The 22,145-nt window shown below is 65.5% G+C and carries 19 protein-coding genes and 1 tRNA gene; 7 read left to right on the top strand and 13 right to left on the bottom strand.

Features of this window, described 5'->3' with window-relative positions; all coding sequences use genetic code 11:
- Positions 1-5 precede the first annotated feature (5 nt).
- Positions 6-644, top strand: a complete 639-nt coding sequence (locus MYCSP_RS23400) for a DUF3060 domain-containing protein (RefSeq protein ID WP_088413329.1) — start codon at positions 6-8, stop codon at positions 642-644.
- A 10-nt stretch (positions 645-654) separates the two neighbouring features.
- On the opposite strand, the gene MYCSP_RS05245 is transcribed toward MYCSP_RS23400, so the two are convergent.
- Positions 655-1,977, bottom strand: coding sequence for an acetyl-CoA hydrolase/transferase family protein (locus MYCSP_RS05245; RefSeq protein ID WP_083014570.1), 1,323 nt, complete (start codon positions 1,975-1,977; stop codon positions 655-657).
- A gap of 157 nt (positions 1,978-2,134) precedes the next feature.
- On the opposite strand from MYCSP_RS05245, the gene MYCSP_RS05240 reads away from it, so the two are divergent.
- Entirely contained in the window at positions 2,135-2,833 is a 699-nt protein-coding gene (locus MYCSP_RS05240) for an ABC transporter ATP-binding protein (RefSeq protein WP_088415455.1), read from the top strand.
- 128 nt (positions 2,834-2,961) lie between these two features.
- Entirely contained in the window at positions 2,962-5,361 is a 2,400-nt protein-coding gene (locus MYCSP_RS05235; protein WP_235629548.1) for an FtsX-like permease family protein, read from the top strand.
- 15 nt (positions 5,362-5,376) lie between these two features.
- Here the strand turns inward: MYCSP_RS05235 and MYCSP_RS05230 are convergent, their stop codons facing one another.
- The 6 genes from MYCSP_RS05230 to MYCSP_RS05205 all read right to left on the bottom strand — a co-directional run bounded on the left by MYCSP_RS05230 (position 5,377) and on the right by MYCSP_RS05205 (position 12,103).
- Positions 5,377-6,000: a class I SAM-dependent methyltransferase gene (locus MYCSP_RS05230; protein ID WP_088413328.1), complete on the bottom strand. Its 624-nt coding sequence runs from the start codon at positions 5,998-6,000 to the stop codon at positions 5,377-5,379.
- Complete coding sequence (locus MYCSP_RS05225) at positions 5,997-6,569, bottom strand: DUF4389 domain-containing protein (protein WP_088415451.1); 573 nt, start codon at positions 6,567-6,569, stop codon at positions 5,997-5,999. Before MYCSP_RS05225 ends, MYCSP_RS05230 begins: the two co-directional genes overlap by 4 nt.
- 17 nt (positions 6,570-6,586) lie before the next feature.
- Complete coding sequence (locus tag MYCSP_RS05220) at positions 6,587-7,792, bottom strand: FAD-dependent oxidoreductase (RefSeq protein WP_088413327.1); 1,206 nt, start codon at positions 7,790-7,792, stop codon at positions 6,587-6,589.
- Positions 7,793-7,938: 146 nt separating this feature from the next.
- A tRNA-Leu gene (locus tag MYCSP_RS05215) sits at positions 7,939-8,012 on the bottom strand.
- A 444-nt stretch (positions 8,013-8,456) separates the two neighbouring features.
- Complete coding sequence (locus MYCSP_RS05210; protein ID WP_088413326.1) at positions 8,457-8,786, bottom strand: hypothetical protein; 330 nt, start codon at positions 8,784-8,786, stop codon at positions 8,457-8,459.
- Positions 8,783-12,103, bottom strand: a complete 3,321-nt coding sequence (locus tag MYCSP_RS05205; protein ID WP_235629524.1) for a hypothetical protein — start codon at positions 12,101-12,103, stop codon at positions 8,783-8,785. Before MYCSP_RS05205 ends, MYCSP_RS05210 begins: the two co-directional genes overlap by 4 nt.
- Before the next feature lie 612 nt (positions 12,104-12,715).
- On the opposite strand from MYCSP_RS05205, the gene MYCSP_RS05200 reads away from it, so the two are divergent.
- From MYCSP_RS05200 to MYCSP_RS05185, 4 genes are all read left to right on the top strand, one after another.
- Positions 12,716-14,557 (top strand): fatty acyl-AMP ligase, encoded by a 1,842-nt coding sequence (locus tag MYCSP_RS05200; RefSeq protein WP_162266202.1) that lies wholly within the window; start codon positions 12,716-12,718, stop codon positions 14,555-14,557.
- Between the two features lie 85 nt (positions 14,558-14,642).
- A complete protein-coding gene (locus MYCSP_RS05195) occupies positions 14,643-15,122 on the top strand; it encodes a transcriptional regulator (protein ID WP_070912837.1) in 480 nt (159 codons plus the stop codon).
- Positions 15,123-15,124: 2 nt separating this feature from the next.
- Complete coding sequence (locus MYCSP_RS05190; RefSeq protein ID WP_070912838.1) at positions 15,125-15,643, top strand: ImmA/IrrE family metallo-endopeptidase; 519 nt, start codon at positions 15,125-15,127, stop codon at positions 15,641-15,643.
- Entirely contained in the window at positions 15,640-16,827 is a 1,188-nt protein-coding gene (locus tag MYCSP_RS05185) for an MAB_1171c family putative transporter (RefSeq protein WP_088413325.1), read from the top strand. The genes MYCSP_RS05190 and MYCSP_RS05185 overlap by 4 nt, the downstream gene beginning before the upstream one ends.
- On the opposite strand, the gene MYCSP_RS05180 is transcribed toward MYCSP_RS05185, so the two are convergent.
- From MYCSP_RS05180 to eno, 6 genes are all read right to left on the bottom strand, one after another.
- Entirely contained in the window at positions 16,754-17,614 is an 861-nt protein-coding gene (locus MYCSP_RS05180; protein WP_088413324.1) for a sulfite exporter TauE/SafE family protein, read from the bottom strand. The genes MYCSP_RS05185 and MYCSP_RS05180 overlap by 74 nt on opposite strands.
- Positions 17,611-18,489, bottom strand: a complete 879-nt coding sequence (locus tag MYCSP_RS05175; RefSeq protein WP_088413323.1) for an alpha/beta fold hydrolase — start codon at positions 18,487-18,489, stop codon at positions 17,611-17,613. Before MYCSP_RS05175 ends, MYCSP_RS05180 begins: the two co-directional genes overlap by 4 nt.
- A 207-nt stretch (positions 18,490-18,696) precedes the next feature.
- Entirely contained in the window at positions 18,697-19,641 is a 945-nt protein-coding gene (locus MYCSP_RS05170) for a Ppx/GppA phosphatase family protein (protein WP_083014732.1), read from the bottom strand.
- Positions 19,638-20,120: a DUF501 domain-containing protein gene (locus MYCSP_RS05165; protein WP_083014549.1), complete on the bottom strand. Its 483-nt coding sequence runs from the start codon at positions 20,118-20,120 to the stop codon at positions 19,638-19,640. The genes MYCSP_RS05170 and MYCSP_RS05165 overlap by 4 nt, the downstream gene beginning before the upstream one ends.
- A complete protein-coding gene (locus MYCSP_RS05160) occupies positions 20,117-20,755 on the bottom strand; it encodes an FtsB family cell division protein (RefSeq protein WP_088413322.1) in 639 nt (212 codons plus the stop codon). Before MYCSP_RS05160 ends, MYCSP_RS05165 begins: the two co-directional genes overlap by 4 nt.
- Before the next feature lie 22 nt (positions 20,756-20,777).
- Entirely contained in the window at positions 20,778-22,070 is a 1,293-nt protein-coding gene (gene eno, locus MYCSP_RS05155; RefSeq protein WP_070912844.1) for a phosphopyruvate hydratase, read from the bottom strand.
- Positions 22,071-22,145 lie beyond the last annotated feature (75 nt).

Genomic DNA, 22,145 nt, shown 5'->3' with positions numbered 1-22,145 from the left:
GGTGAGTGGAGCCGGATGGTGACCCCGAAGCCAGAATCCGGGAGCTGGAACGCTCACTGAGCGAGCGAGCCCGGACATCAGAGCTGGGCGTCCCCGGCCAGAGCCCCTATCCGCCTCCGGTGTATGGCACGACGGCACCGATACCACGCTCTACCGTCCGCAAGTTTCGCCGGCGATTCATCGTGTTCTTCGCACTCGTCACGGCAGGGGTCGCCGGGTTCGCCTTCTACCTCGCCAAACCCACACTCCCGCAGGATGTCCCAACAAGCTCGGAGCCGATGACCACGTGGCCGACCAGATCGACCGTCGTGAAGATTCCCACGCGGACCCGGGCGACCCTGTCGACCACCGTGGCCCCCGGCCCCACATTCGTGCCCCCCGGCTCGACCTTCAGCGTCTCCGGTACGCATAAGCAGGTGGCGGTCTACTGCGACGAATGCTCGGTCAACGTCAGCGGAGTGTCCAATACCGTTGAGATACTGGGCAATTGCGACACCCTCACGGTATCCGGCGTCGAGAACGCGGTGACCGTGGACACCGCGGTGAAGATCGGCGTCTCCGGCTTCGACAACCGGGTCACGTATCACTCCGGGGAACCCGATGTCAGCAAGTCGGGTAACAACAACACCGTGCAGCAGGGCTGAGGGTCCAGACTCAACTGACGGGCGAGCGACCGTTCGCCGCACGCTTGGCGGCCGCCAGCAGGTCATCGCGGAACTGCGGGTGGGCGATTGCCGCCAGCGCCTCGCCGCGCTCCCGGACCGTTGCGCCTTCGAGCTCCGCGGCACCGTACTCGGTGATGATCACATCGACCTGGTGACGCGGCGTGGTGATCACGGCACCCGGACCGAACCACGGCACGATGCGCGACTGCAGCAGGCCGTCCTTTTCGAAGGTCGAGGGCAGACAGATCAGAGAACGATCCGACAGTTCCAGCCCGGCCCCGGCGACGAAATCCTCGGCACCACCGATTCCGCTGAACTGTCCTCCGTTGATGGTGTCGGCGACAACCTGTCCCTGGATGTCGATCGAGAGCGCGCCGTTGATCGAGATCATGTCGTTGTTGGCGCCGATCACCTCGGGCGCGTTGACAATCTCCACCGGCAGGAACGCGACATCGGTATTGCCGTCGAGCCACTGGTAAAGCTCTGGTGATCCGAAGGCAAAGGTCGTGACGCTCACGCCGTCGTACTGTCCCTTGCCGGTGTTGGTGACCTTGCCCGCGCGGTGCAGTTGCATGCAGCCGTCGGTGAACATCTCGCTGTGCAGCCCATAGCCGCCGCCGTCCCCCTCCGCCAACAACGTCGCAATCTGGTTGGGAATGGCCCCGATTCCGGTTTGCAACGTGGCCCCCGGACCGATGAAAGCCACGGCGTGCTGGGCGATGGCGCGATCGACATCCGACGGTGCCGCATCGCCCCCGGGCAGCGCCAGCGGCGCGTCCGTCGAGGACACCAAGACATCGATCTCGTCGACGTGCAGTGCGTGGCGATGTTGCTCCCCGACGCCGAAGGTGCGCGGATATCCCTGCGAGACTTCGACAATGAGCAGTCGCTCCGGATCGGCTCCCGCGCGCCGCAATTCACCGATCGTCCCGCCCGCGTGCAGCGAGAGGGAGCACCAGCCGTCGGCATCGGGCGGCGTCGCGACGGTCGTCATCACCCGAGGCGACTGGCGCTCAAGCAGCGGCCCGAACCGGCGGAAGTCCGCCGCCGCGAACTCGATATCGGCCCCCATGTCCCGCAGTGCACGCTCGAGCGGACCGAAGAACCCCGACAGGTAGTGCACCCCCGGCCGGGAAAACAGTTCGGTGCCCACCGCCAGCAGCGCGCCGTACACCCGCAGATCCGTCCAGTCCTTGCGTACGCCGAGCGCGCGCAAGAATGCCGGAGGCTGGCCGGGGCCCAGCGGGATACCGAGCGTGTCGGCTGATTCCAACAGTGCAGCGGCCTGTTCGGCGGTGAGTTCCTGCGGCATGGCACCAATCTTGCATGAACCCACACAAGCCCACATGTGGCGAGGGCGCCGGGAGTAGGCTCCGCATATCCCGACCGCGCCCCGCGCGCCGGGTAACCCGGTCTCGTGGGAGGCCACCTTGAGACAACTGGACAACGCCGATACGCCCCAGCGCGAACTGACCATCGAACTGCGCAATGTAGTGCGCCAGTACAAGGTTGGTGGGCAGAAGGTGCGCGCACTCGACGAGATCAGCCTGCGCCTGGACGGCGGCCAATTCGTGTCGATCGTCGGGCCATCGGGCGCAGGGAAAAGTACACTGCTGCACCTGCTCGGGGCGTTGGACTCCCCCGACTCGGGATCGATCACCTTCGACGGTGAGGAGATCGGCAGGCTCCGTGACGAACAACAGTCGGAGTTCCGCCATCACCGGGTCGGGTTCGTCTTTCAGTTCTTCAACCTGCTGCCGACGCTGTCGGCGTGGGAGAACGTGGCAGTGCCGAAGCTGCTCGACGGCATCCGGTTGGGCAAGGTGAAAGCCGACGCGGTTGCGCTGCTGGACCGGGTCGGCCTCGGTAAGCGGACCGAACACCGGCCGGCCGAACTGTCCGGCGGCGAGATGCAACGCGTCGCGGTGGCGCGGGCCATGATGATGGACCCGCCCCTGATCCTCGCCGACGAACCCACCGGGAATCTGGATTCCCATACGGGTACCGCCATCTTGGCTCTGCTCGCCGAGGTCGCCCACGAGGAGGGCGCCGGCCGCCTGGTGGTGATGGTGACCCACAACGGCGACGCCGCCGCGGCGACCGATCGGATCATCACCCTGCAGGACGGTCGGCTCGGTTCCGATGAGATGTCAGTGGCGCCAGGGTGAGTGGCCGCGGACGCGAGGAGAAGCACGGCCCCGGAGCCACTATTGCCGCCGCGGCGAGCAGGCTCCGTGTGTTCAGCCTGCGCGAACTGACCGTGCACCGCCGCCGCACAGTCGCCTCGATCGCCGTAATGGCCGTTTCTGCAATGTATCTCGTGGCGATATTCGGCATCTTCGGGTCGATCACCGGATCGGTCAACCGGCTGGCGGACGGGGTTGCCGGCATCGCCGCACTCGAGGTGTCGGGCATCACCGACGCGGGGTTCCCCGAGGCGGTGCTGGCCGATGTCGCCACAGTGCCCGGCGTGGCGGCCGCGGCGCCGATGATCCGGATGTCCGCAGCCACAGATTCCGAACCGGTTCTGCTGTTCGGTGCCGACGACCGTAGCGCCGCGTTGGAAGGCGCCCTGAAAGATGCTGTGGGCGTGAAGGTCGACGCGCCGTCACGGGAAGCCGCCGGTGTCCAGATCGGACCGTCCGTCGGCCATGCCAAGGGCGACACATTCCGGCTCGGCTCGGGTTCGGTCACCGTCGACCGGGTGCTCCAGGGCAAGCAACTCGCTGATCTCAACGGCGGCCACTATGTGCTGGCCCCGCTGCCGTTGGCGCAGCAAGTCACCGGACGGCAAGGTCAGCTCGACTCCATTCTGGTCACCACGACGCCGGGCGCAGATCTGGCCGCAGTCCGCGATGGGGTCACGGCCGCCGTGAAGGGCCGGGCGATCGTCGCCGACCCGAGCCTGCGGGCGGTGCGGGCCGGCGACGGCGTCAAGCTCATGAACTACATGGCCCTGATGGGCGCGGCGGTCGCCTTGGTGGTCGGGGCGTTCCTGATCTACACGACGATGACCATGGCGATCGCCCAACGCCGCCCGGTCATCTCGATGCTGCGCGCAATCGGCGGGCGCCGCGTCACGATCGTTCGCGACATGCTCGCCGAGGCCGCGATCCTCGGGCTGATTGGCGGCACCATCGGATCGGCCCTCGGAATACTACTGGGCCGAAAGGCGATTGGCCGCTTGCCACCGACGGTCACCCAGGGACTCGAAGCCCGCATCGAGTACTGGCTGCCCGACTACGCGGTCCCGGCCGCCGTCGCCGCGACGGTCCTGACCAGCGTGGCGGCCTCGGCGATGGCCGCGCGGCAGGTGTACAAGGTGTCACCGATCGAGGCGCTGGCGCCCGTTGGGGTTTCCGTGGCCGACAACGTGCCTCGTTGGGTGCGCATCACCAGTGGGGTCGTGGCCGTGGCGGTCTTGTCGGCATCGATGCTGACCGTGTTCTACCAACCGGGGTCGCTCGCCTTTGTCGCGATCGCCGCCCTGTTCGTCGCCGAGATCGCGCTGGGCTTCGCGCTCGCCGGACCCATCGTCCGCGCGACGGCGGCAGTGGCCCGCATGTTCGGTTCGCCCGGGGCGCTGGCGGCGCCCACGGTCCAGCGCGCACCACGGCGAGTGTGGGCCACGGTGATGACAGTGCTCATCGCCGTGGTCACCACCGTGGTGATCACCGGGACGAACAACGACATGATCCGATCCGCACGTGACATCTTCGCGCCGGTCGCCGATGCCGATGTGTGGGTGAGCGCAGACTCGCCCGATCGCTATCCCACTGACCTTCTGCCGCAAGGTCTTACCGAGAAGGTGGCGGCGGTGCCGGGTGTCGCGAAGGTGGTCGAAGGTGCTGCCGGATTCGCCGTCGTCGGCGGCACGCGGGTGATGCTCGACGGGTTCTCCCCCGGCACCCACGACCCGCTTTTCCATGCGCTGGACGAACGGGTTCGTGATGACGTGCTCGCCGGACGGGGTGTGGTGCTCTCACAGAACCTGGGCAAGACTCTCGGCGTCCGGGTGGGCGAGGAGTTGGAATTGCAAACGCCCCACGGCACCCAGCGCACGCCCGTGCTGGCCCTGGTGCCCTACTTCTCGACGGTCATCGGCACCGTCGGGATGAGCCTGGAACGTATGCGGGCATGGTTCGACCGCCCGGGCACGACGACACTGCAAATCACGGCCACCGACGATACAGATCCAGGACGGCTGCTGGCCGGGGTGCGCGGCGCCGTGCCCGCACCGAACTACGTGTACGACGGCCGCACCGCGTTGGCCGGCCTGGAAGCCCCTCTGCACCAAAGCATGCTGATCGCCAATGCCGTGTGGATCATCGTGGTGTTCGTCGCTGCGGTCGCACTGCTGAACACGTTGACGCTCTCGGTACTGGAACGCCGCCGGGAAATCGGTGTGCTGCGCGCGATGGGATCCAGCCGCCGGTACACCTTGGGCATGGTTCTTGCCGAGGCGGCGGCCATTGGCCTTGTGGGCGGCGTCGTAGGCCTGTTGGTCGGTATGGTCGATCAGTGGCTCTTCAGCCTCGTTAGCGGCACCATCATGAACTTCGATGTCACCTTCCAGCCGAGCCCGATGGCACTGGTCTTCACCGCGGGCGCGCTGGCGATCAGCCTGCTGGGCTCGGTTCCGCCCGCGCGACGTGCGGCGCGACTCAACATCATCGAAGCCATCAGCATCGAATAACCATGCCGAACAGCACTATTCGATGACAGTGGCGACGCCTTGCAGGTGAGGTGTGCACGGCGGCGGCACCCAAGTTCGCCGAACGCTGCGCAGTCCCCCGGTATCGAATCCGGCGGCGGCAATCGCCTCGACGGTCCGGCGGTTCGGCTCGCATCCGGAGGCCAGCCACGACCACGGCGTGGCGATCAGATCCTGGAACCGCCCCATCAAGCCGTCCCCCCGAACATGTTCAAGGACGATCAGCTTGCCTGCGGGGGCGAGCACCCGCCTGATCTCGCCGAGGGTTGCCGGCACATCGTCGACCGAGCACAGCACCAGACCGACATGCACCGAGTCGAAGCTGTTGTCCGGGAATGGTATCGACTCTCCGACCCCGTCGAGGATGTCGACGTCTACGCCGCAGCGGCGCGCGAGGGCGCCAGCCATCCGGCGCATCGCCGCCTCCGGCTCGACCGCCGCGACCGATGTCACCGCGGGCGGCACAAACATGAGGTCGGTGCCCGGGCCCAGGCCCACGATCAGCAGCCGGCCGGTCGCCAGACTCATCGCCTGCCGTCGGTATCGGCGATAGAACAGCCGGTCGAATATCGGCATGCCGAGCCCATATATATACGGGAACAACGGATTACGGTGCTTCATGCGCCACCGCCACCCACGTCCATCCGGAACGGCGGATATTCGTCGCACATCAGCGAGACGTACACGGCCACCCGGTAACGCCACCGGACGATTCCCATGAGCAGGTCGAACATGCCGGGCGACACCGCGCCTCTGGCCAACAACCGCACCGCGGAAATCACGGCCAAAGTCTGCAGCAGTGGCTCCATGGCCCAGCAGACGATGATCTGCGGCAGTGCCAGCACCAGCTTGACCAACACGGCCCAACGCGTGAGTCGTTCCGGATAGTCGACATCGAGTTCGCCGGGATAGTCGGGCCGCGCGGCGAGCGTGAAAGGCGGATACTTATCGGTGCTGTTCATCGGAAACCGGTAGTTCATCACCCGCCAGGACCAGCGCAGCACGCCGACGTTGAAGTCGAAGATGCCCCGCGGATATCGCCCGGTGAACAAGATCACGATGCCGGCGACGACGGTCAGCACCGGATACATCGCGTAAAGGACGATCAGTATCGGGTAGTGCGGGACCGCCAACACGCACCACTTGACGATGAAGAGCCAGCGCGAGGGCGCGTCGATCGCGCCGCGCACACGGACGGCGTCGGCCATCACGGCCGGCAGGCAGTGTCGGCGGCATGGCCTCGGCTGATGTCAGCGGCCATCCGACGATGGCTCACCGACTGCAGGAACGTCGCCAGCGCCCATGTCATGAACCGGTCCGAGACCATCGCCGCCGTTCTCAGTACGGCCTCACCGTGCGAAACCTGCAGCGAAGCAACGCGAGACACCGCCGCGGCGCGGCGCCGACGGGTCTTCTCATACCAGCGCAGCGCTTCGGGCAGGTCGGTGTTGGCACCGCGTTGGAATTCCGACACCGCCTTACACAGCACCATGGTGTCGAGCAGCGCCTGGTTGGCCCCCTGTGCAAGGGTCGGCGGCATGGTGTGGGCCGCATCGCCGAGCAGGGTCAGCACACCGTGGCCCGGCCGGGGAATGGGATGGCGGAAATGGGGGTAGGGCGAATGCGCCAGATCATCGTCGGTGAGCGTGGCGAGTACGCGATCGACGGGCCCGGACCACCCGGCGAACGTGGACCGGATCATGTCGATCGGGCGGGCCGGTCGGACAAAGCCTGACGACCAGGGCAGGTCGAACCACCACTGCACCTCGGAGCCTCCGGCCGGCCACAGGCCCAGGCTTGCGTGCTCACCGATGACGACGAAGGCGACCTGCTCATCGGCTCCGTCCGGGAGGGTTGTCAGTCCCTGCCAACTGCACCAGCCGGTCGGCTGCGCCTGGTCTGCGCCGACGACATCGCGAACGATCGAATGTCTACCGTCGGCCCCGATCACCAAGTCTGCCTCGGCCACGCTGCCGTCCGCGAATTCCACCCGCGCCCCGTCGCGGTCGCCGACAACGCCGACGGCCCGGGCATTACACCGGATGCGTTCCGCCGGAAAGCCTTTCAACAGCCGCTCAAGCAGGACATGGCGTGGGACCATCCGAACCGGCTCGCCCAGCCGCTCGGCGATGCTGGCCACGTCCAAAGTGGCCAGCGGGCGTCCCGTCGACATCATGACCCGCACGGTGGACAGCTGCTGGCCGGCCCGGTCCATGTCCACACCCAGTTGCCGCAGCACCGTCGCACCATTGGACCAGATGGTCACCGCGCCGCCACCGGCCTGCACATCCGGACGCTGCTCGTAGACGGCGACGTCATGGCCGTCGCGCAATAGCCCCCGCGCGACGGAGATGCCGCCGACACCAGCGCCGACGACCAGAACCCGCAACGACGGTGCCTGCGCTGCTGGCATCAGCTTCGTGGGTCGGCTCGAGAGCCGTTTTGGCTCCACGGCTCAATGTATGACTGTGACGAGTCCGCTGTACAGGAAATCGAAAGGCGTGGGTGCGTCCGGATTGAAACGGCCAACCGATCAGTGCCTTACCGCCTCGTGCTCGGTGCCCCCAGTCGGACTCGAACCGACACTTGGCGGATTTTAAGTCCGCTGCCTCTGCCAATTGGGCTATGGGGGCTTCGCGGGTCAGAGCCATTGTCGAGCCTCTAGTACCTGTCGTACCGTAGCCGACGCTTTAGCCCCACGCGCCTGACCTGAACTCATCAGAGCCTACTGTTTTCGAACCCTTCAGCCGAAACTCCGGTAGCGTTACTCGCAATTTCTGCCGCTGGCAGGTCTCAGGGAGCCGGGATTGGGAACACACTCCTTGCGATCTGGCGCAACGCGGTGATCTGCTGGCGCAGGTGCGCAATCAGCTCTACGACCGGGATGCTGGCATGGAAACGGCGGCGAGCCGGAGGGCCCCTGGTTCAGCTGGTCCGGGTACTCACGCTTCGTGCGGCGACCAAGATAGCGCGCGAGCACCGGCAACCACTGGAATACCCGACACATCCATAAGGCCAAAAGACTCAGTCTCCGCGGTCCTCACACTCGTTGCTATCGACCGTACACAGCATCCGTTCTACCTTCTTAGCGAGGCGAGGAGTAGGTCGGCTGTTCTTCGGATTTCACCCCAACGCAAGTCTGAAATTAGCCCTTCACGAGACCACTGCCCTTTGTCGTCGTCATTTGATAGGTCGTCCAGAAGCCGATCGATTTGATTTGAATAACCCAGCTGCTCATTCGTTAGAGATAGTCGATCGACAAGGTATAACGAGTCAAATTCAAGCGCAAGTTCGTCGACCGGAATATCAAGTCCGTTTATATAGTCGATTTGCTCTTTAGCGGGTGCCGCCAGTCTCTCAATAACTTTTATAAAATTGTTGAGCCAACTATCAGACTCTGACGTCATCTGATCACTCCTCCCAAATCTCCGTTTGGCCCTATCACGCGCCAGTATGGGTCAGGTCCGTGGTGCCCTCCACCGGGATGCCAGCGTAGCATTTTCCCCGTAGGGTTCCCCTTTTCCGTATACTCCCGAAATACCCATCCCTCTCCCTTTGAGCCACCTTTACCCAAGGATTCAACGCGCCATCCTGGAACATTACCCAGGGCAGACTCAACCTCTTGGGGAGTGCGGCCAGCGAGCAATTTTGGATCTGTCATGATATTTTCTATGGTCAACCGACCTACTGAGCCCCCCGCCCGTTCGGCAGGCTTAATGAGGCGAGTAACCCATTGGCCACCTTTGCCGAGAAACTTGCCAACTATGCCGCCTCCGGGAAGCATGCCCAGGATTTGCACGGTGGTAGTGATATTTTCACCAGTGGAAGCGTCCTGCCAATTAGTGACACCCTTATAAATATCTTCGAGTGGGAAAAAGAAATCAGCAACGCCCTGCCCCTTTTCTGATACCCAATTGTCTAGATCTTTCAGGCTTGGCTGTGTCACGGTATGGCCACTGGGGGGACCTACAAACGGGCCATCAAAAAAGGAGCCATCGGGCGAAACCCAAACCGTTCGATTCTTATTATCAGCCGTCTCCACCCACTGCTTACCGGCACTATCCGTAAATGGCCTAGCTGCCCCCCTGCCCGATACGGTGAAATTCAACAGAGACCCATTAAGATCCGTACTTCGGATCACCTGAATCCCGGGATGTCCAGGGATTTCCCATGACGAACTCCCAACCGGGTAAGACACAGGTACCTGGCCGGGTGGCTGATCCACCGCGACCGGCCCGATAAACCCTGGCTCTCCAGGCGACGGCGCACGCCCCTTCGACGGGTCAACCGAGTCAGGTTGGTGCGGTGCCCGGGTTGTCGTACTGTCGAGCGCTTGCACACTCGATGAGGATTGCGGTGGCGCAGACGGGGCAGGCGGTGTTGGTGAGGTGGGGATGTCGGAGGGTCCGTTGACGGCAGTAGCGGTCCCCGAAAGCGCGTCGGTGGCACCGGAGGTGTCGGGTATGCCGGATGTGCCCAGACTTGAAGCGGTGTTGACCATTCCAGATACCTGGGAGACGCCGCCTGCGACTTTGCCCGTGAGGTCCGCAACCTGCCCACCAGCCTTCGTGAGCTGCTGGATCTGCTCGGCCTGGGGTTTGAGCTGCGGATTCGCATCAGCGGCCAACTGAGTACCTTGACCGGCCTCACCCAGCCAGGTGGAGGCAATCGACGCACCCGACCCCACGGCGTCAGCGGTATCGCTGATCCCCCCGGAGATGCCCTGCACGACCGCGACGGCGTCCATCGGATTGACCGCACCCGACTGCGCCGACGAAGCGAGCGACGCGCCAGCCTGAGCGGCGGACCCGAAGTTTTGTGCCGCTGATCCCGCCGACTGCCCCAGATTTACCGAATCGGAAACGGTGTTGGCGATGTCTCCGGGCAACGATTGGCCCAGCTGCGCCCCGTCTTGGGCTAGGGCTTGGGTATCTGGCCCCTGCACTTGCTGTTGGTTGGGCTGGGGTTGGTCGTCCTGTTTGCGGCGTCGCGTGGAGGCTGCACCCATCAACAACGCGGACAGGTCATTGTTGCCCGATTGGTCGTCCTGGTCCTGTTGGTCTTTGTCGTCTTGTTTCTTGTCTTTGCTCGGAGCCTTGGGCAGTTTCTGGTTGCCGTTCTTCTGCTGCCCCTGCTGCCGTTGGAGTTGCTTGGTCAGATCATCAATACGTTGGCGGTCCTGGGTGGACTGCTGCTGTTGGTCCTGCAACTGCCGGGTCAACTCATCAAGGCGCTGCTGATCGGACTGTTGCGGCTGCTGCCCGGTGTTTTCTTGCGGTGGCTGTTGCCCACTGTTCTGCGACGGGGGCTGTTGAGCGCCTTGGTTGCCTTGGTTGGCCGGCGGTTGTTGAGCGCCCTGGTTGGGTTGTGCGCCTTGCGATCCCGAGTTGGGCTGGCCGCCGGGGTTGTAATCGGGGTTGGGACGCCCCGGACCTTGGGTGTAGGGGGTCGCGTTTTGATAGTCCGGAGGCTGGGTGCCGTGTGCGGGCTGATCCCAACCTTGCTGAGGCCCTTGCTGCGCGCCTTGGGAGCCGCTGGTGTTACCTACTGAGGGGGCTTGCGTGTTGTAGATCGAAATCGAGCTGTTTTGATCCATCGGCGGCTGATTGATACCGCCCTGATAATCAGGCATCTGCGGCCCACCCTGACTCGGGGGCTGGAACATTTGTCCACCCCCGGGAGGACCATCGCTACCGCCCGGGCCACCGCAATCCGGCGGGCACGCCGCACGGGCCTGCGGCACCGTGGCCGGGGTGAACCAGCCCAACCCCAAACCACCAGCGGAAAACATCAGTAGCGCAACAACACCGGCGACCGCTGAGGCTTTCTGGGAAGCATCCGTAGCCCACGCGTACAGGCCGCCCAGGCCTTTCCACCAACCCAGATTCGACCCGATCCCCCACACCAACGTTATTGCGATCGCAGTCACTGCGGGAAACACGTCAGGGCCGGCGATCCACACATACAACTTCGGGGTGATCCCAGCGGCCAACAGCACCAACCCGGCCCCGCCCGCGATCAACGCCGCCAACAACCCTGGGTGCCACAGCTTCTCGTCACCGCCGGAGCTGCTGGCAGCAGTGTGACGGTGTGCTCCTGCATTTTCGGCACTAGAAGCGCGGCCGCGTGCACCGAGCATTCCGACATCGGTCAACACTTCTTTACTCAAGCCGGTCAGGTACCTACCACCCGTGAACAACGCGGCCCCCGCGAGCACCGCCACCGCCATCTGCCCGACACCGAGTAGCAGTGTCCAGCCCGGTGCGCCGGAAAGGTGTTGCCACCATGCGTTGCAGCCGCCCCGCAAGGTCCACCACATGCCCACCGCCCCGGCAATCACCCCGAGGGCAGCCGCGAAGGCCTGCACCGGCTCAGACAACCGTTCCTTACCGGTAGCGGACACTGCCGCGATCATCGGCCTAAACCCCCACATGGCCAGCTTGATCCCGCCCCCGAGCGCGGTCATGCCCGCCAGTAGCAGCACACTCCAGACACCCCACGCCGCAACATCGCTACCGGCTCGGTACAAGCCATGCAGACCGGCGACCGCCGCCACCACCAACACCAGCCCGGCAGCAACAGCGGCGATCCGCCGACCCCCGTCGGCTCCCAAGGGCACCGACCCGGTAGCAGCGGGTGCGGGCTGCGGTTCGCTGGAATGGGTCAGGTCACGGCACGTTAGGACTGTTGTCGCGTCGCTCGCATCACGGCCCACAGGACTCACCGGCAGTTCACCTTCCCAACACTCGCAACTATGCCATGCATTGCGGCACACTAATCATGCCAGCATATGCCAGTTCTAGAGGTGGCGCGAGTCACGCTGGCAAAGAATGTTCACCCGGTACAGAACATCGCTAGACGTTTCAAGATCCTTCCCACTCCCACCAGCAGAGCACCATTGATTCACATGTTGCGGGTACTGGAGGCAGTGAGCTGAAACGCCTGCGTCCATCACCCTCAGAGCATCTCCGGAATACCGCTCAACGCGTACAGGGAGGTGCCAAATCGAGTGGCCCGCATCCTCCGCAGCGGGGCGGACACGAATAATCTCGTCGGCGGTGTTGGGCGGACTCCCCCACCACCATGGCACGTCGTACGGCCAAGATCACACCGCCGCACGACACACCTCTGGATCACATTGAAACTCTCAAGCGGTTAGTGATACCCCTTGGAGTACACCAGAATTCGTCGAATTCTGGTGTTGATTCGTCACCAGACTGCGCGATCGTCGACGTTGGAAGTTGCCGCACGCTTCTCGTACGACGGGTCACCTGCGGACAAAGGTTTTACTTAGTTAGCGCAGGTAGTGTTTTTCATCGTGAGTCGGGAGTGGGATATGTCAGATGGTCTAGCGGTTCGCCAACGTGGGATTGAGGATTACCTCGACACCGACGGCTCGATTGATCTGCCTCCCGGCACGACTCTGCTCTCGAACTTCGAGCACAACATTGCCGAGTTCGGCTCCACCGCCGCCTACCGCTACCTCGACTTCACCCGCGACGACGACGGCGTGGCCATCGAATTGAGCTGGGACGCCCTCAACACCCGCATGCGCGCCATCGGTGCACGCCTGCAACAGGTCACACAGCCGGGTGATCGCGTCGCGATCCTGGCGCCCCAGGGCCTCGACTATGTCATCGGGTTCTTCGCCGCCATCCAGGCCGGAAACATCGCGGTCCCCCTGTTCGCCCCCGAGCTGCCCGGCCACACCGAACGCCTCGACGCGGTGCTCTCCGATGCCACCCCGTCGGTCATCCTGACCACCGACGCCGCGGCCGAATCGGTAAACGCGTTCCTGCGCAAGCTTGCGCGCCAGCGCCGCCCGCGAGTCATCGCGATCGACGCGGTTCCGGACTCGGTGGGCGCAACGTTCGTGGCCGCCGAACTCGACACCGAAGACCTTGCCTACCTGCAGTACACGTCGGGCTCTACGCGCATCCCGGCCGGTGTCGAGATCACGCACCGCGCGGCCTGTACGAATGTGCTGCAGATGATCCTGGCCGGCGGCCTGGACACGAACATTCGCAGCGTGAGCTGGCTGCCGCTGTATCACGACATGGGTCTGATCATGATCCTGTTTCCCCCGCTGTGCGGCGGCCACATCACCCTGATGTCGCCGTTGGCGTTCGTACGACGCCCGCGTCGGTGGATCAAGCAACTGGCCACCGAATCCGCCTACGGCCGCGTCTTCGCGGCGGCACCGAACTTCGCGTTCGAACTCGCCGCACAGCGCGGCCGCCCACCCGCGGGACAGACCTGGGACCTGAGCAATGTGGCGGGCCTGCTCAACGGATCCGAACCGGTCACCATCTCGGCGATCGAGAAATTCAACGAAGCCTTCGGCCCCTACGGATTTCCCCCGTCGGCCATCAAACCGTCCTACGGCATGGCCGAGGCCACGCTCTCGGTCGCCACCATCGCGCCCGACGAATGCCCCAGCCTGATCTACCTGGATCGCGCGCAGCTCGCCGAGGACCGTGCCGTGCCCGTGTCCGCCGACGACCCCACTGCCGTGCCCCACGTCTCATGCGGTCAAGTGATCTCCAGCCAGTGGCTGGTGATCGTCGACCCGCGCACCGGAGCTGAACTGCCCGAAGGGGAAATCGGTGAGATCTGGCTGCACGGCGACAACATCGGCCGCGGCTACTGGGGCCGCGCCCGCGAGACGCAGGCGACCTTCCACAACCGGCTGCACTCGCGCCTGGACAACAACAGCCACGCCACCGGAACCGCCGAACACAGCCGGTGGCTGCGTACCGGGGATCTCGGGGTGTACCTGAACAACAGTCTCTACGTCACGGGCCGCATCAAGGACCTCGTCATCATCGACGGACGCAACCACTACCCCCAGGACATCGAGGCGACCGCGTCGGACGCTTCCCCGGCCGTGCGCTCCGGGTACGTCGCGGCCTTCTCGGTCGCGGCCAATCAGCTCGCCGAGGCCGCCATCGCCGACACCAGCGAACGGCTGGTGATCGTCGCCGAACGCGCACCCGGATCCGGCCGCGTCGAACAAGCACCCGTCACCGACGCCATCCGCGCCGCCATATCCCGCACCCACGCACTACCGGTAGCCGACGTCCGACTCGTCGCCGCAGGCGCAATACCCCGCACCACCAGCGGAAAACTCGCCCGCCGGGCCTGCCAGGCGGAGTACCTCGCCGGCATATACGGCTAACTCACGGCTCAACTGTGCGTTGAATCACACCGAGAGTGCACCTCCCCACGTTGAGGGCGCGCGACATCGGTGTTTCACTTATGCAATGGCCACCACGAGCCCGCCGACGGCGCCTATCCAGGACGCCAAAACGGCCGATGCGAATCTCGCTGACCGCATCAACGCGCTCTTCCAGTCCCATCGGCGCCCCGACGGGCGCATGTGGACCAACGACGAGGTGGCCAACGGCATCAAGAAGGCCCACCCCGGCATCAAGGTCGGCGGCGCCTATCTGTCGGCGCTGCGCACCGGTAAGCGCGCCCGCCCCGCCATCGACCTGCTCGGCGCACTCGCCGACTTCTTCCGTGTTCCGCTCTCGGTACTCACCGATCCCGAGCGCACCTACTCACTCGACGAGCGACTGGGCGCCCTGGACGAGACCACGCGGGACGAGGTGGAGCTGATCGCGTTGCGCGCGATCGGCCTGAACAAGCAGAGCCTGGAGACCGTCGCCGCGGTGCTTGACCACGTGCGCGCACTCCAGGGCCTGCCGACGGTGGACAACTCGGTCAGCAACGGGCAGTAATCATGCCGAAGATGCGTTGTGTGACAACCGATCTGCGGTCCACTCGCCAGCTTCAGGCGATGCACCAGCAGTGTGCGCGCAAGCTCGCCGACCTTGGGCTTGAGTCGCTGACCACCGTCGAAGACATCCGCGCCCGCGCCAGCGAGCTCAGCCAGCGCGACATCCAGCTGGTCCCCTACTCGCTGTCCGGCAGTGGAGTACACGGCTTGCTGGTGCGCACCGATGCCACCGACTACGTGGTGTACGACAGCGACACCACCACCATGCATCGCGAGCACATCATCCTGCACGAGCTGAGCCACGTGATGTGTGGGCACACCGGGTCGAGCAAGCGCGAGCTGGCCGAAGTCCTGTGCCGCGAAACCTATCTGGACGATCAGGAAGTCGAGGCCGAAATGCTGGCCTCGATGATGGGACAGCGCGTCAGCCCCGACAGCCACCGTCCGATCGCCGTCACGAATGCCAACCTGCGACGGATCTTGGCATCGCTGACCTTGGAAGGCCTGCCGGCGGCGCCGTGACGTCAGTTTTCGAAGACTCTGCCGCTGCGTATTCGGTAGCGGCCGTCTTCAGCTTTGGCGCCGTTGCGGTGGTCGCCGCCGCCATGCTGCGCTCGCGGGTACGGCCGCCGGCCTCCGTGGCGCTGCTGTTGTCGTTCCTGTTCAAGGGGATCGCCGTCACCCTGGCGACCCCGCCCCTGTACGAGAAGTTCGACAACCTGGTCGGTGTACACAACATGGGCCGGCTCGTGTTGAACCTGTCCGGCGGTATGGCATGGACCGCATGCGTTCTCACCGTCATCACCTTCTGGGGTGAATCCGGCCCGCGCGCGGTGCAGCGCGCACGGCTCTGGGTCTGGATGGCGGTGGCCATCGGCGCCGCCCTGACTCTCTGCTGGTTTGTGGCACCCACTTCCGAACTGCCGCAGGACTTCTACGCATCGCACGGCAACAAGCCCGCCTGGGTCGCCTACATGCTGATCTATCTGATCACCTACGGCCTGGGCGCCCTGCTGATCATCATCAAGTGCCTGCAGTACGCCCGTTTTCACGACGTGGCGTGGCTACGGCGCAGCATGCTGCTCACCGCTGCCGGGGCCACCATGTGCTTGGCGTTCTGCATCATGCGGGCCCACTCGGCGATCTACGGCATGATCACCAACGACAGCTATTCCTGGCAGCGGCTGGCACCGCTGGCCGCCACGATCGGCCAGATCCTCATCGTGATAGGTCTTGCGGGGCCGTCCTTCTCACAGCTGATCTCCTCGATTCGCCAACGCATCCAGACCTACCGGTGGCACCGCCAGCTCGAACCGCTGTGGACCGCGCTGTACGAGGGCAACACCCAGATCGCACTGGCCCCGCCCAGCGCCGCGATCGGCGACCACAACTACCGGCTCTACCGCAGGATCGTGGAGATTCGCGACGGCCTGAGTGCCATCCGCCCGTACATCGCCGAGGACACCTCTTCCACCTCGGCGGCCCGCCAGATCCATTCGGCCATCGAACAACAACGCATCGCGCCGCGTAATGAAACATGCTCGGGTACCAAGATCATCGGTGAGGTTCCCGGTGCGAACCGCAAGCAAGAACTGCGCTGGCTCCTGGATGTCTCGCACGGGCTTCAGCAGATCAACCGCCGACACACACCTGAGGCGCCAGCGCCGCATCTGGCTTCTTCGTCCTACGCCCAGGGGAATTCCTGACGGCCCGGACGATCTCCCGGCCGGCGATGAACACCAGGTAGGAACCGAACACCAGCGCCAACCAGCGGGCATTGAGCGCCAGCGCCAACAGCGCACCGATCACCGTGCCCGGCAAGGCAAATGCCGCCAACCGAAATCCGATCGGTGCGTCGGCGGTGCCCTGCCGCAGGTGCGTGGTCGCCGCGACGAGCGCGTTGGGCAGCATCACCATCAACGAGGTGCCCTCCGCCACGTGCAGATCGGAGCCGAAGAGCACCAACATCGCCGGCACGGTGAGCAGCCCGCCACCGAGGCCGAGCGCGGCCGACCAGGCGCCCACCACGAATCCGACGACGGCCCCGATGGCGATCACCGCGGGGACATGGGCAAGCACACTTTCGGGCAGCAGCGCCTCGCCCGCCGAGGGGTCTATGCCCGCAGCGCTCAACAACAGCTTGGTGGCGGTGGCCAGCAGCACGAACACGAACAGCGCCTTGAGAATCCATTCCGGGATTCGCGCCACCAGCTTGGCACCCACCACCGCGCCGATGACGCCGCCCGCCATCAGACCGGCCCCGGCCACCACGTCCACCTTCGCCCCGTGCAACGCGTAGACGGTGCTGCCCGCAATCGCCGCCGAGACGTTCGGCAGCGTCGAGGTGCCGTGAATGACGGCCCGGGTCAACGTGGTCGCCCGCGCCAGCGAGGGAACGGTGATGACGCCGGTGCCACCACCCAGCAGCCCGCCCGATACGCCGCCCAGTACCCCGATACGAGCGAGAGTCCCCAAGCCGGGGCGTTCGGTCATCCGGCCACCCGGAGCTTCTCGATGTCGGAGAACTCGGACAGCCGGAAGAACGCCTCGGCGCGGTCCAGGATGCGCTCGCGCATGGTCACCGTCTGGCCATGGTTGCAGCCGTCGAGCAGGGCGAAGTAGGCGCGCGGCATACGCACCGCGGCCTCCCGAGACTCGGCCAGCCGCATCGGGTCCTCGGAACCGGCGAAAAACAGTGTGGGCGTGTCGATCTGAAGCAATGCCTCTTCCGCGACACCCGGTTCGTCGTCCCATTGGCGCAGCAAGGCCGCCAGTCCGCGCTGCCCCAGCGCATCGATCGTCGCCCGGAAGCCCGACCCCATCTGTTGACCGCGATGCGACTCCCACCCGTCGACGAATGCCGCAAGTCCGGATTCCTCAACCACGCGCACGGCATTCGGGAAGATCAGCACGTCGACCGCGCCGCGCTGTGGGCGGTGCGAAGACCCCGCCACCACCAGCGAGGTGAGCCGCTCCGGGGCAGTGGCCGCCAGGGTCAGGCCGATCCGTCCGCCCAGCGAGTAGCCGAGGTAGTGCGCCCGATGGATGTCCAGGTGATCCAGTACGGCGCAGACATCCCGCGCCGACGAGGCGATGGCGTAGCCGCCGGGATGGTCGGGTTTCTCACTGGCGCCGTGCCCGCGCACGTCGATGGTGGTCACCCGGTACTGCTGGGAGAGCTGCGCGATGTACCCATGCTTGGACCACACGGTCGAGTTCTGCAAGCTGCCGTGCACCAGCACCACGTCGGCGACGCCCGGCCGGGCGCGCCCGTATGTCCGGTAGGCGACCGCGGCACCATCCGGGTCCGACCGTCGTACGAAACCCGTCTCCGAGACCCCAATTTCGCGTACTTCGGCCTTCGACATGGAAGTTGACACGAGGAAACCAAACCTTCCGCACCTAATCAAACATTTTGCTGATCCGGGCTCGTACGCGACGCTGCGTCACTCAACTCACCGTTATGAGATCGAGTTGATATCTCAACTGTCAGTTGATTTCTCTCATACGTCAAGTCAGGGAGAGTTAAGACTGTCAACTGTGACTCAGCTCACAAAGGGTGAGGTCAAGGCGAGCTACCGCAAAGATATCGCGATGCCGTCCAGGATGTCGTGCTCACTGACCACCAGCTCGGTGATCCCGGCACGGTCAGACAACTCACGCGCCAATTCCTCCACGACGATGGAGCCACCGCCGATCACGTCGACGCGCCCCTCATGCATCGGCCCCAGGGCAGCCCGCTCGGCGCGCGGCATCGCGATCAGCGAGGACGTCACCTCGGCCAGACGCCCCAGCGGCACCCGCGAAAGATGGATCGCGGCCGGGTCGTACACATCCAGCCGATGGGCAAGGGCCGCCAGCGTGGTGAAGGTGCCCGCGACCCCCACCCAGGTTCGCGCGCCCTGCACCGGCACGACGGCGAATGTCCGCGCCAACTGAGCCCGCACCGCATCGCGTGCCGCAGCGATCTCGTCGGCGGTGGGCGGGTCCGAGTGCAAGCACCGCTCGGTGAGCCGCACGCAGCCGATGTCGGCCGAGAAGCTGGCCTGCACCCCATCGGCATCGCCGATCACCGTCTCGGTGGACCCCCCACCAAGGTCGACAACCACGAAGGGCCCCGCCGCCGCGTCCAGCTCGCCCACCGCGCCGGCGAACGAGAGCGCCGCCTCTTCGGTGCCGGTGATGACCTCCGCGACGGCGCCGGGCACCACATCTCCCAGCAGCCCAGCGGTCATCGCGAAGAACGCCTCGCGGTTGGAGACATCGCGGGCAGCCGAGGTGGCGACCATACGAACCCGCTGCACCTCAAGTGATTTCATCAGCCCGACATACGCCGCCAGCGCGACCCGAGTCCGCTCGATGGCCTCCGGCGCGAACTCCCCCGTCGCGTCGACACCCTGACCCAGGCGCACGATCCGCATCTCGCGGTGCACGTCGGACAACCGTCCGGCGTCATCGATATCCGAGATCAGCAGACGAATCGAGTTGGTACCGCAATCGACGGCGGCGACACGAGTCACTCCCACACCTCGGGAAGCACGCCCGGCATGGTGCCCGCCAGCTCACGAATTGCCTCATCCCCCAAGGGATTTACCCCCGGGCCCGCGGCCAGCGAGTGCCCGATCAACACGTGCAGGCACTTGACCCTGTCGGGCATGCCGCCCGCGGTCACGCTGGTTCCCAGCGACTCGATGGCATCGCGCTCGGCCAGATAGCTCTCGTGTGCCCGCCGATACGCGGCGGCCAGATCCTCATCAGCGGCAAGGCGTTCGGTCATATCGCGCATCAGACCGCCGGACTCCAGTCGGCTGGCCGCGGCGGTGAGAGCCGGATGCGTCAGGTAGTACAGCGTGGGGAACGGCGTGCCGTCGGGCAGCCGTGGGGCGGTCTTCACCACGGCGGGCTCACCGTTGGGACAACGGTAGGAGACCTCCAGCATCCCTCGCGGTGCCCGGCCCAATTGCGCTGTGACCGCGGCAATGTCGTCGTCAGAGATCACGGGCGCGGAGCTGTCGGTGCGGGCACGGCGGGCGGCGCGGTCGGTATGTCCGTCGGCGAGTCGGCGATGTTGTGCCACAGGTTGGTGTACCAAGGGTTGCCGTTGTCCACGGGCCCCTGTCCCTGCGGCCTGGCGTCGACGGGGGTGTTGGGTAGCTGCACCTGGAAGGGCACCTCACCGGGCATCACGAATCCCAGCCGCTCGCGCGCTTGAGCGGCGATGTAGGCCGGGTCGGCCAGTCGGCGCTTCTTGTCCTCGAGCGAGGCAATCTGGTCGCGCAGTTGGGCTTCCGCGGCCGCGAGCTGGTTCTTCTCGGCCTGCTGCGAGAAGTAGGTGCGCACCGGACCCGCCACGGTCAAGGTCAGCGCGCACACCACCGCCGCCAGGATGGCGGCTCGCCGCGCGGTAGAGCCCAAGCGCTGCTCGGACTGATGCTCGGCGCTGCGTTCGATCGATGCGGCCACCGCATCGGTAACCCCGCCGCTCTTGGCCGCCTTGGCCGGTGCTGCCGGGCCATTGCGGGCCGGACCCCTGACGACCTTCTGCGCCGGACGCTTGACCGGCGTCCGTTTACGCGCGGCCGGAGCCGGCCCCCGCGACCTACCGGACGCGGGGCGGCGCCTGGGTTCCGCCATAGCTCGGCCTCAGTTCCAACCGCTAGTTGGACGGCTCGATCGAAAAACGCGGGAAGGCAAGATCTCCCGCGAAGCGGGCAGCGTCCCCCAGTGTTTCCTCGATACGCAGCAGCTGGTTGTACTTGGCCACCCGCTCGCTACGTGCCGGGGCGCCCGTCTTGATCTGGCCGCTGCCCACCGCGACCGCCAGGTCGGCGATGGTGGTGTCCTCGGTCTCGCCACTGCGGTGGCTCATCATCGTCTTGTAGCCGCTGCTGTGCGCCAGCGTCACCGCGTCCAGCGTCTCGGTGAGGGTGCCGATCTGGTTCACCTTGACCAGCAGGGCATTCGCGGCGCCGCGCTCGATGCCTTCTTCCAGGCGCTCGGGGTTGGTGACGAAGAGGTCGTCGCCGACCAGTTGCACGCGGTCACCGATGGCCGTGGTCAGTGCGACCCATCCGTCCCAGTCGTCCTCCGAGAGCGGGTCTTCGATGGACACCAGCGGGTAGGCGTCCAGCAGCTCGGCGTAGAACGCGCCCATCTGCTCGGCGGTGCGCTTCTCCTTCTCGAAGCTGTATCCGTCTGCGGCGCTGTAGAACTCGGTGGCCGCGACGTCCAGCGCCAGCGCCACATCCGAACCCAGCGTGAGGCCCGTCGCCTCGATGGCGGTGCTGATCAGATCCAACGCGGCCCGGGTGCCCGCGACATCGGGTGCGAATCCACCCTCATCGCCCAGGCCGGTGGACAAACCCTGCTTCTTGAGCACGGACTTGAGCGAGTGGTACACCTCGGTGCCCCAGCGCAGGGACTCCTTGAAGCTCGGTGCGCCGATGGGCGCCACCATGAACTCCTGCACGTCCACCCCGGTGTCGGCGTGCGCGCCGCCGTTGAGGATGTTCATCATCGGCACCGGCAGGATGTGCGCGTTCGGGCCGCCCAGGTAGCGGAACAGCGCCAGGCCGGCCGAATCGGCGGCGGCCTTGGCCACGGCCAGCGAGACGCCCAGAATGGCGTTGGCGCCGAGGCGCGACTTGTCCGGGGTGCCGTCCAGATCGAGCAGGGCCTGATCGATGAGGCGCTGATCGTCGGCGCTCTCTCCGATGATGGCCGGGGCGATCTCGTCCAGCACGGCGTTCACGGCCTTGGTGACACCCTTGCCGCCGTAGCGGGCGTCGCCGTCACGCAGCTCCACGGCCTCATGCTCACCGGTGGAGGCACCCGAGGGGACCGCCGCCCGTGCGAACGTGCCGTCGGTCAAGGCGACCTCGACCTCGACGGTCGGGTTGCCACGTGAATCGAGGATCTCGCGCGCGCCTACCTGCTCAAGAATCGGCACTGTCTCTCCTTTGGGGTGCTGCGGTTCCGTCGTCGTACATTGATGAGCCGCTGGGGCGAAGAACGTCGGGTACAG

This window comes from Mycobacteroides saopaulense, from assembly GCF_001456355.1.
In the GTDB taxonomy this organism is placed as follows: Bacteria; Actinomycetota; Actinomycetes; order Mycobacteriales; family Mycobacteriaceae; genus Mycobacterium; species Mycobacterium saopaulense.
This window is presented reverse-complemented; position numbering and strand designations above follow the sequence as displayed.

What these genes read in the sequence shown, in the direction of transcription:
- MYCSP_RS05160 (WP_088413322.1), bottom strand. Translation starts at nt 20,755, where the DNA reads ATGGCGGAACCCAGGCGCCGCCCCGCGTCCGGTAGGTCGCGGGGGCCG.
- MYCSP_RS05235 (WP_235629548.1), top strand. Translation starts at nt 2,962, where the DNA reads ATGGCCGTTTCTGCAATGTATCTCGTGGCGATATTCGGCATCTTCGGG.
- MYCSP_RS05195 (WP_070912837.1), top strand. Translation starts at nt 14,643, where the DNA reads ATGGCCACCACGAGCCCGCCGACGGCGCCTATCCAGGACGCCAAAACG.
- MYCSP_RS05220 (WP_088413327.1), bottom strand. Translation starts at nt 7,792, where the DNA reads ATGCCAGCAGCGCAGGCACCGTCGTTGCGGGTTCTGGTCGTCGGCGCT.
- MYCSP_RS05190 (WP_070912838.1), top strand. Translation starts at nt 15,125, where the DNA reads ATGCCGAAGATGCGTTGTGTGACAACCGATCTGCGGTCCACTCGCCAG.
- MYCSP_RS05180 (WP_088413324.1), bottom strand. Translation starts at nt 17,614, where the DNA reads ATGACCGAACGCCCCGGCTTGGGGACTCTCGCTCGTATCGGGGTACTG.
- MYCSP_RS05210 (WP_088413326.1), bottom strand. Translation starts at nt 8,786, where the DNA reads ATGACGTCAGAGTCTGATAGTTGGCTCAACAATTTTATAAAAGTTATT.
- MYCSP_RS05245 (WP_083014570.1), bottom strand. Translation starts at nt 1,977, where the DNA reads ATGCCGCAGGAACTCACCGCCGAACAGGCCGCTGCACTGTTGGAATCA.
- MYCSP_RS05230 (WP_088413328.1), bottom strand. Translation starts at nt 6,000, where the DNA reads ATGAAGCACCGTAATCCGTTGTTCCCGTATATATATGGGCTCGGCATG.
- MYCSP_RS05175 (WP_088413323.1), bottom strand. Translation starts at nt 18,489, where the DNA reads ATGTCGAAGGCCGAAGTACGCGAAATTGGGGTCTCGGAGACGGGTTTC.
- MYCSP_RS05200 (WP_162266202.1), top strand. Translation starts at nt 12,716, where the DNA reads ATGTCAGATGGTCTAGCGGTTCGCCAACGTGGGATTGAGGATTACCTC.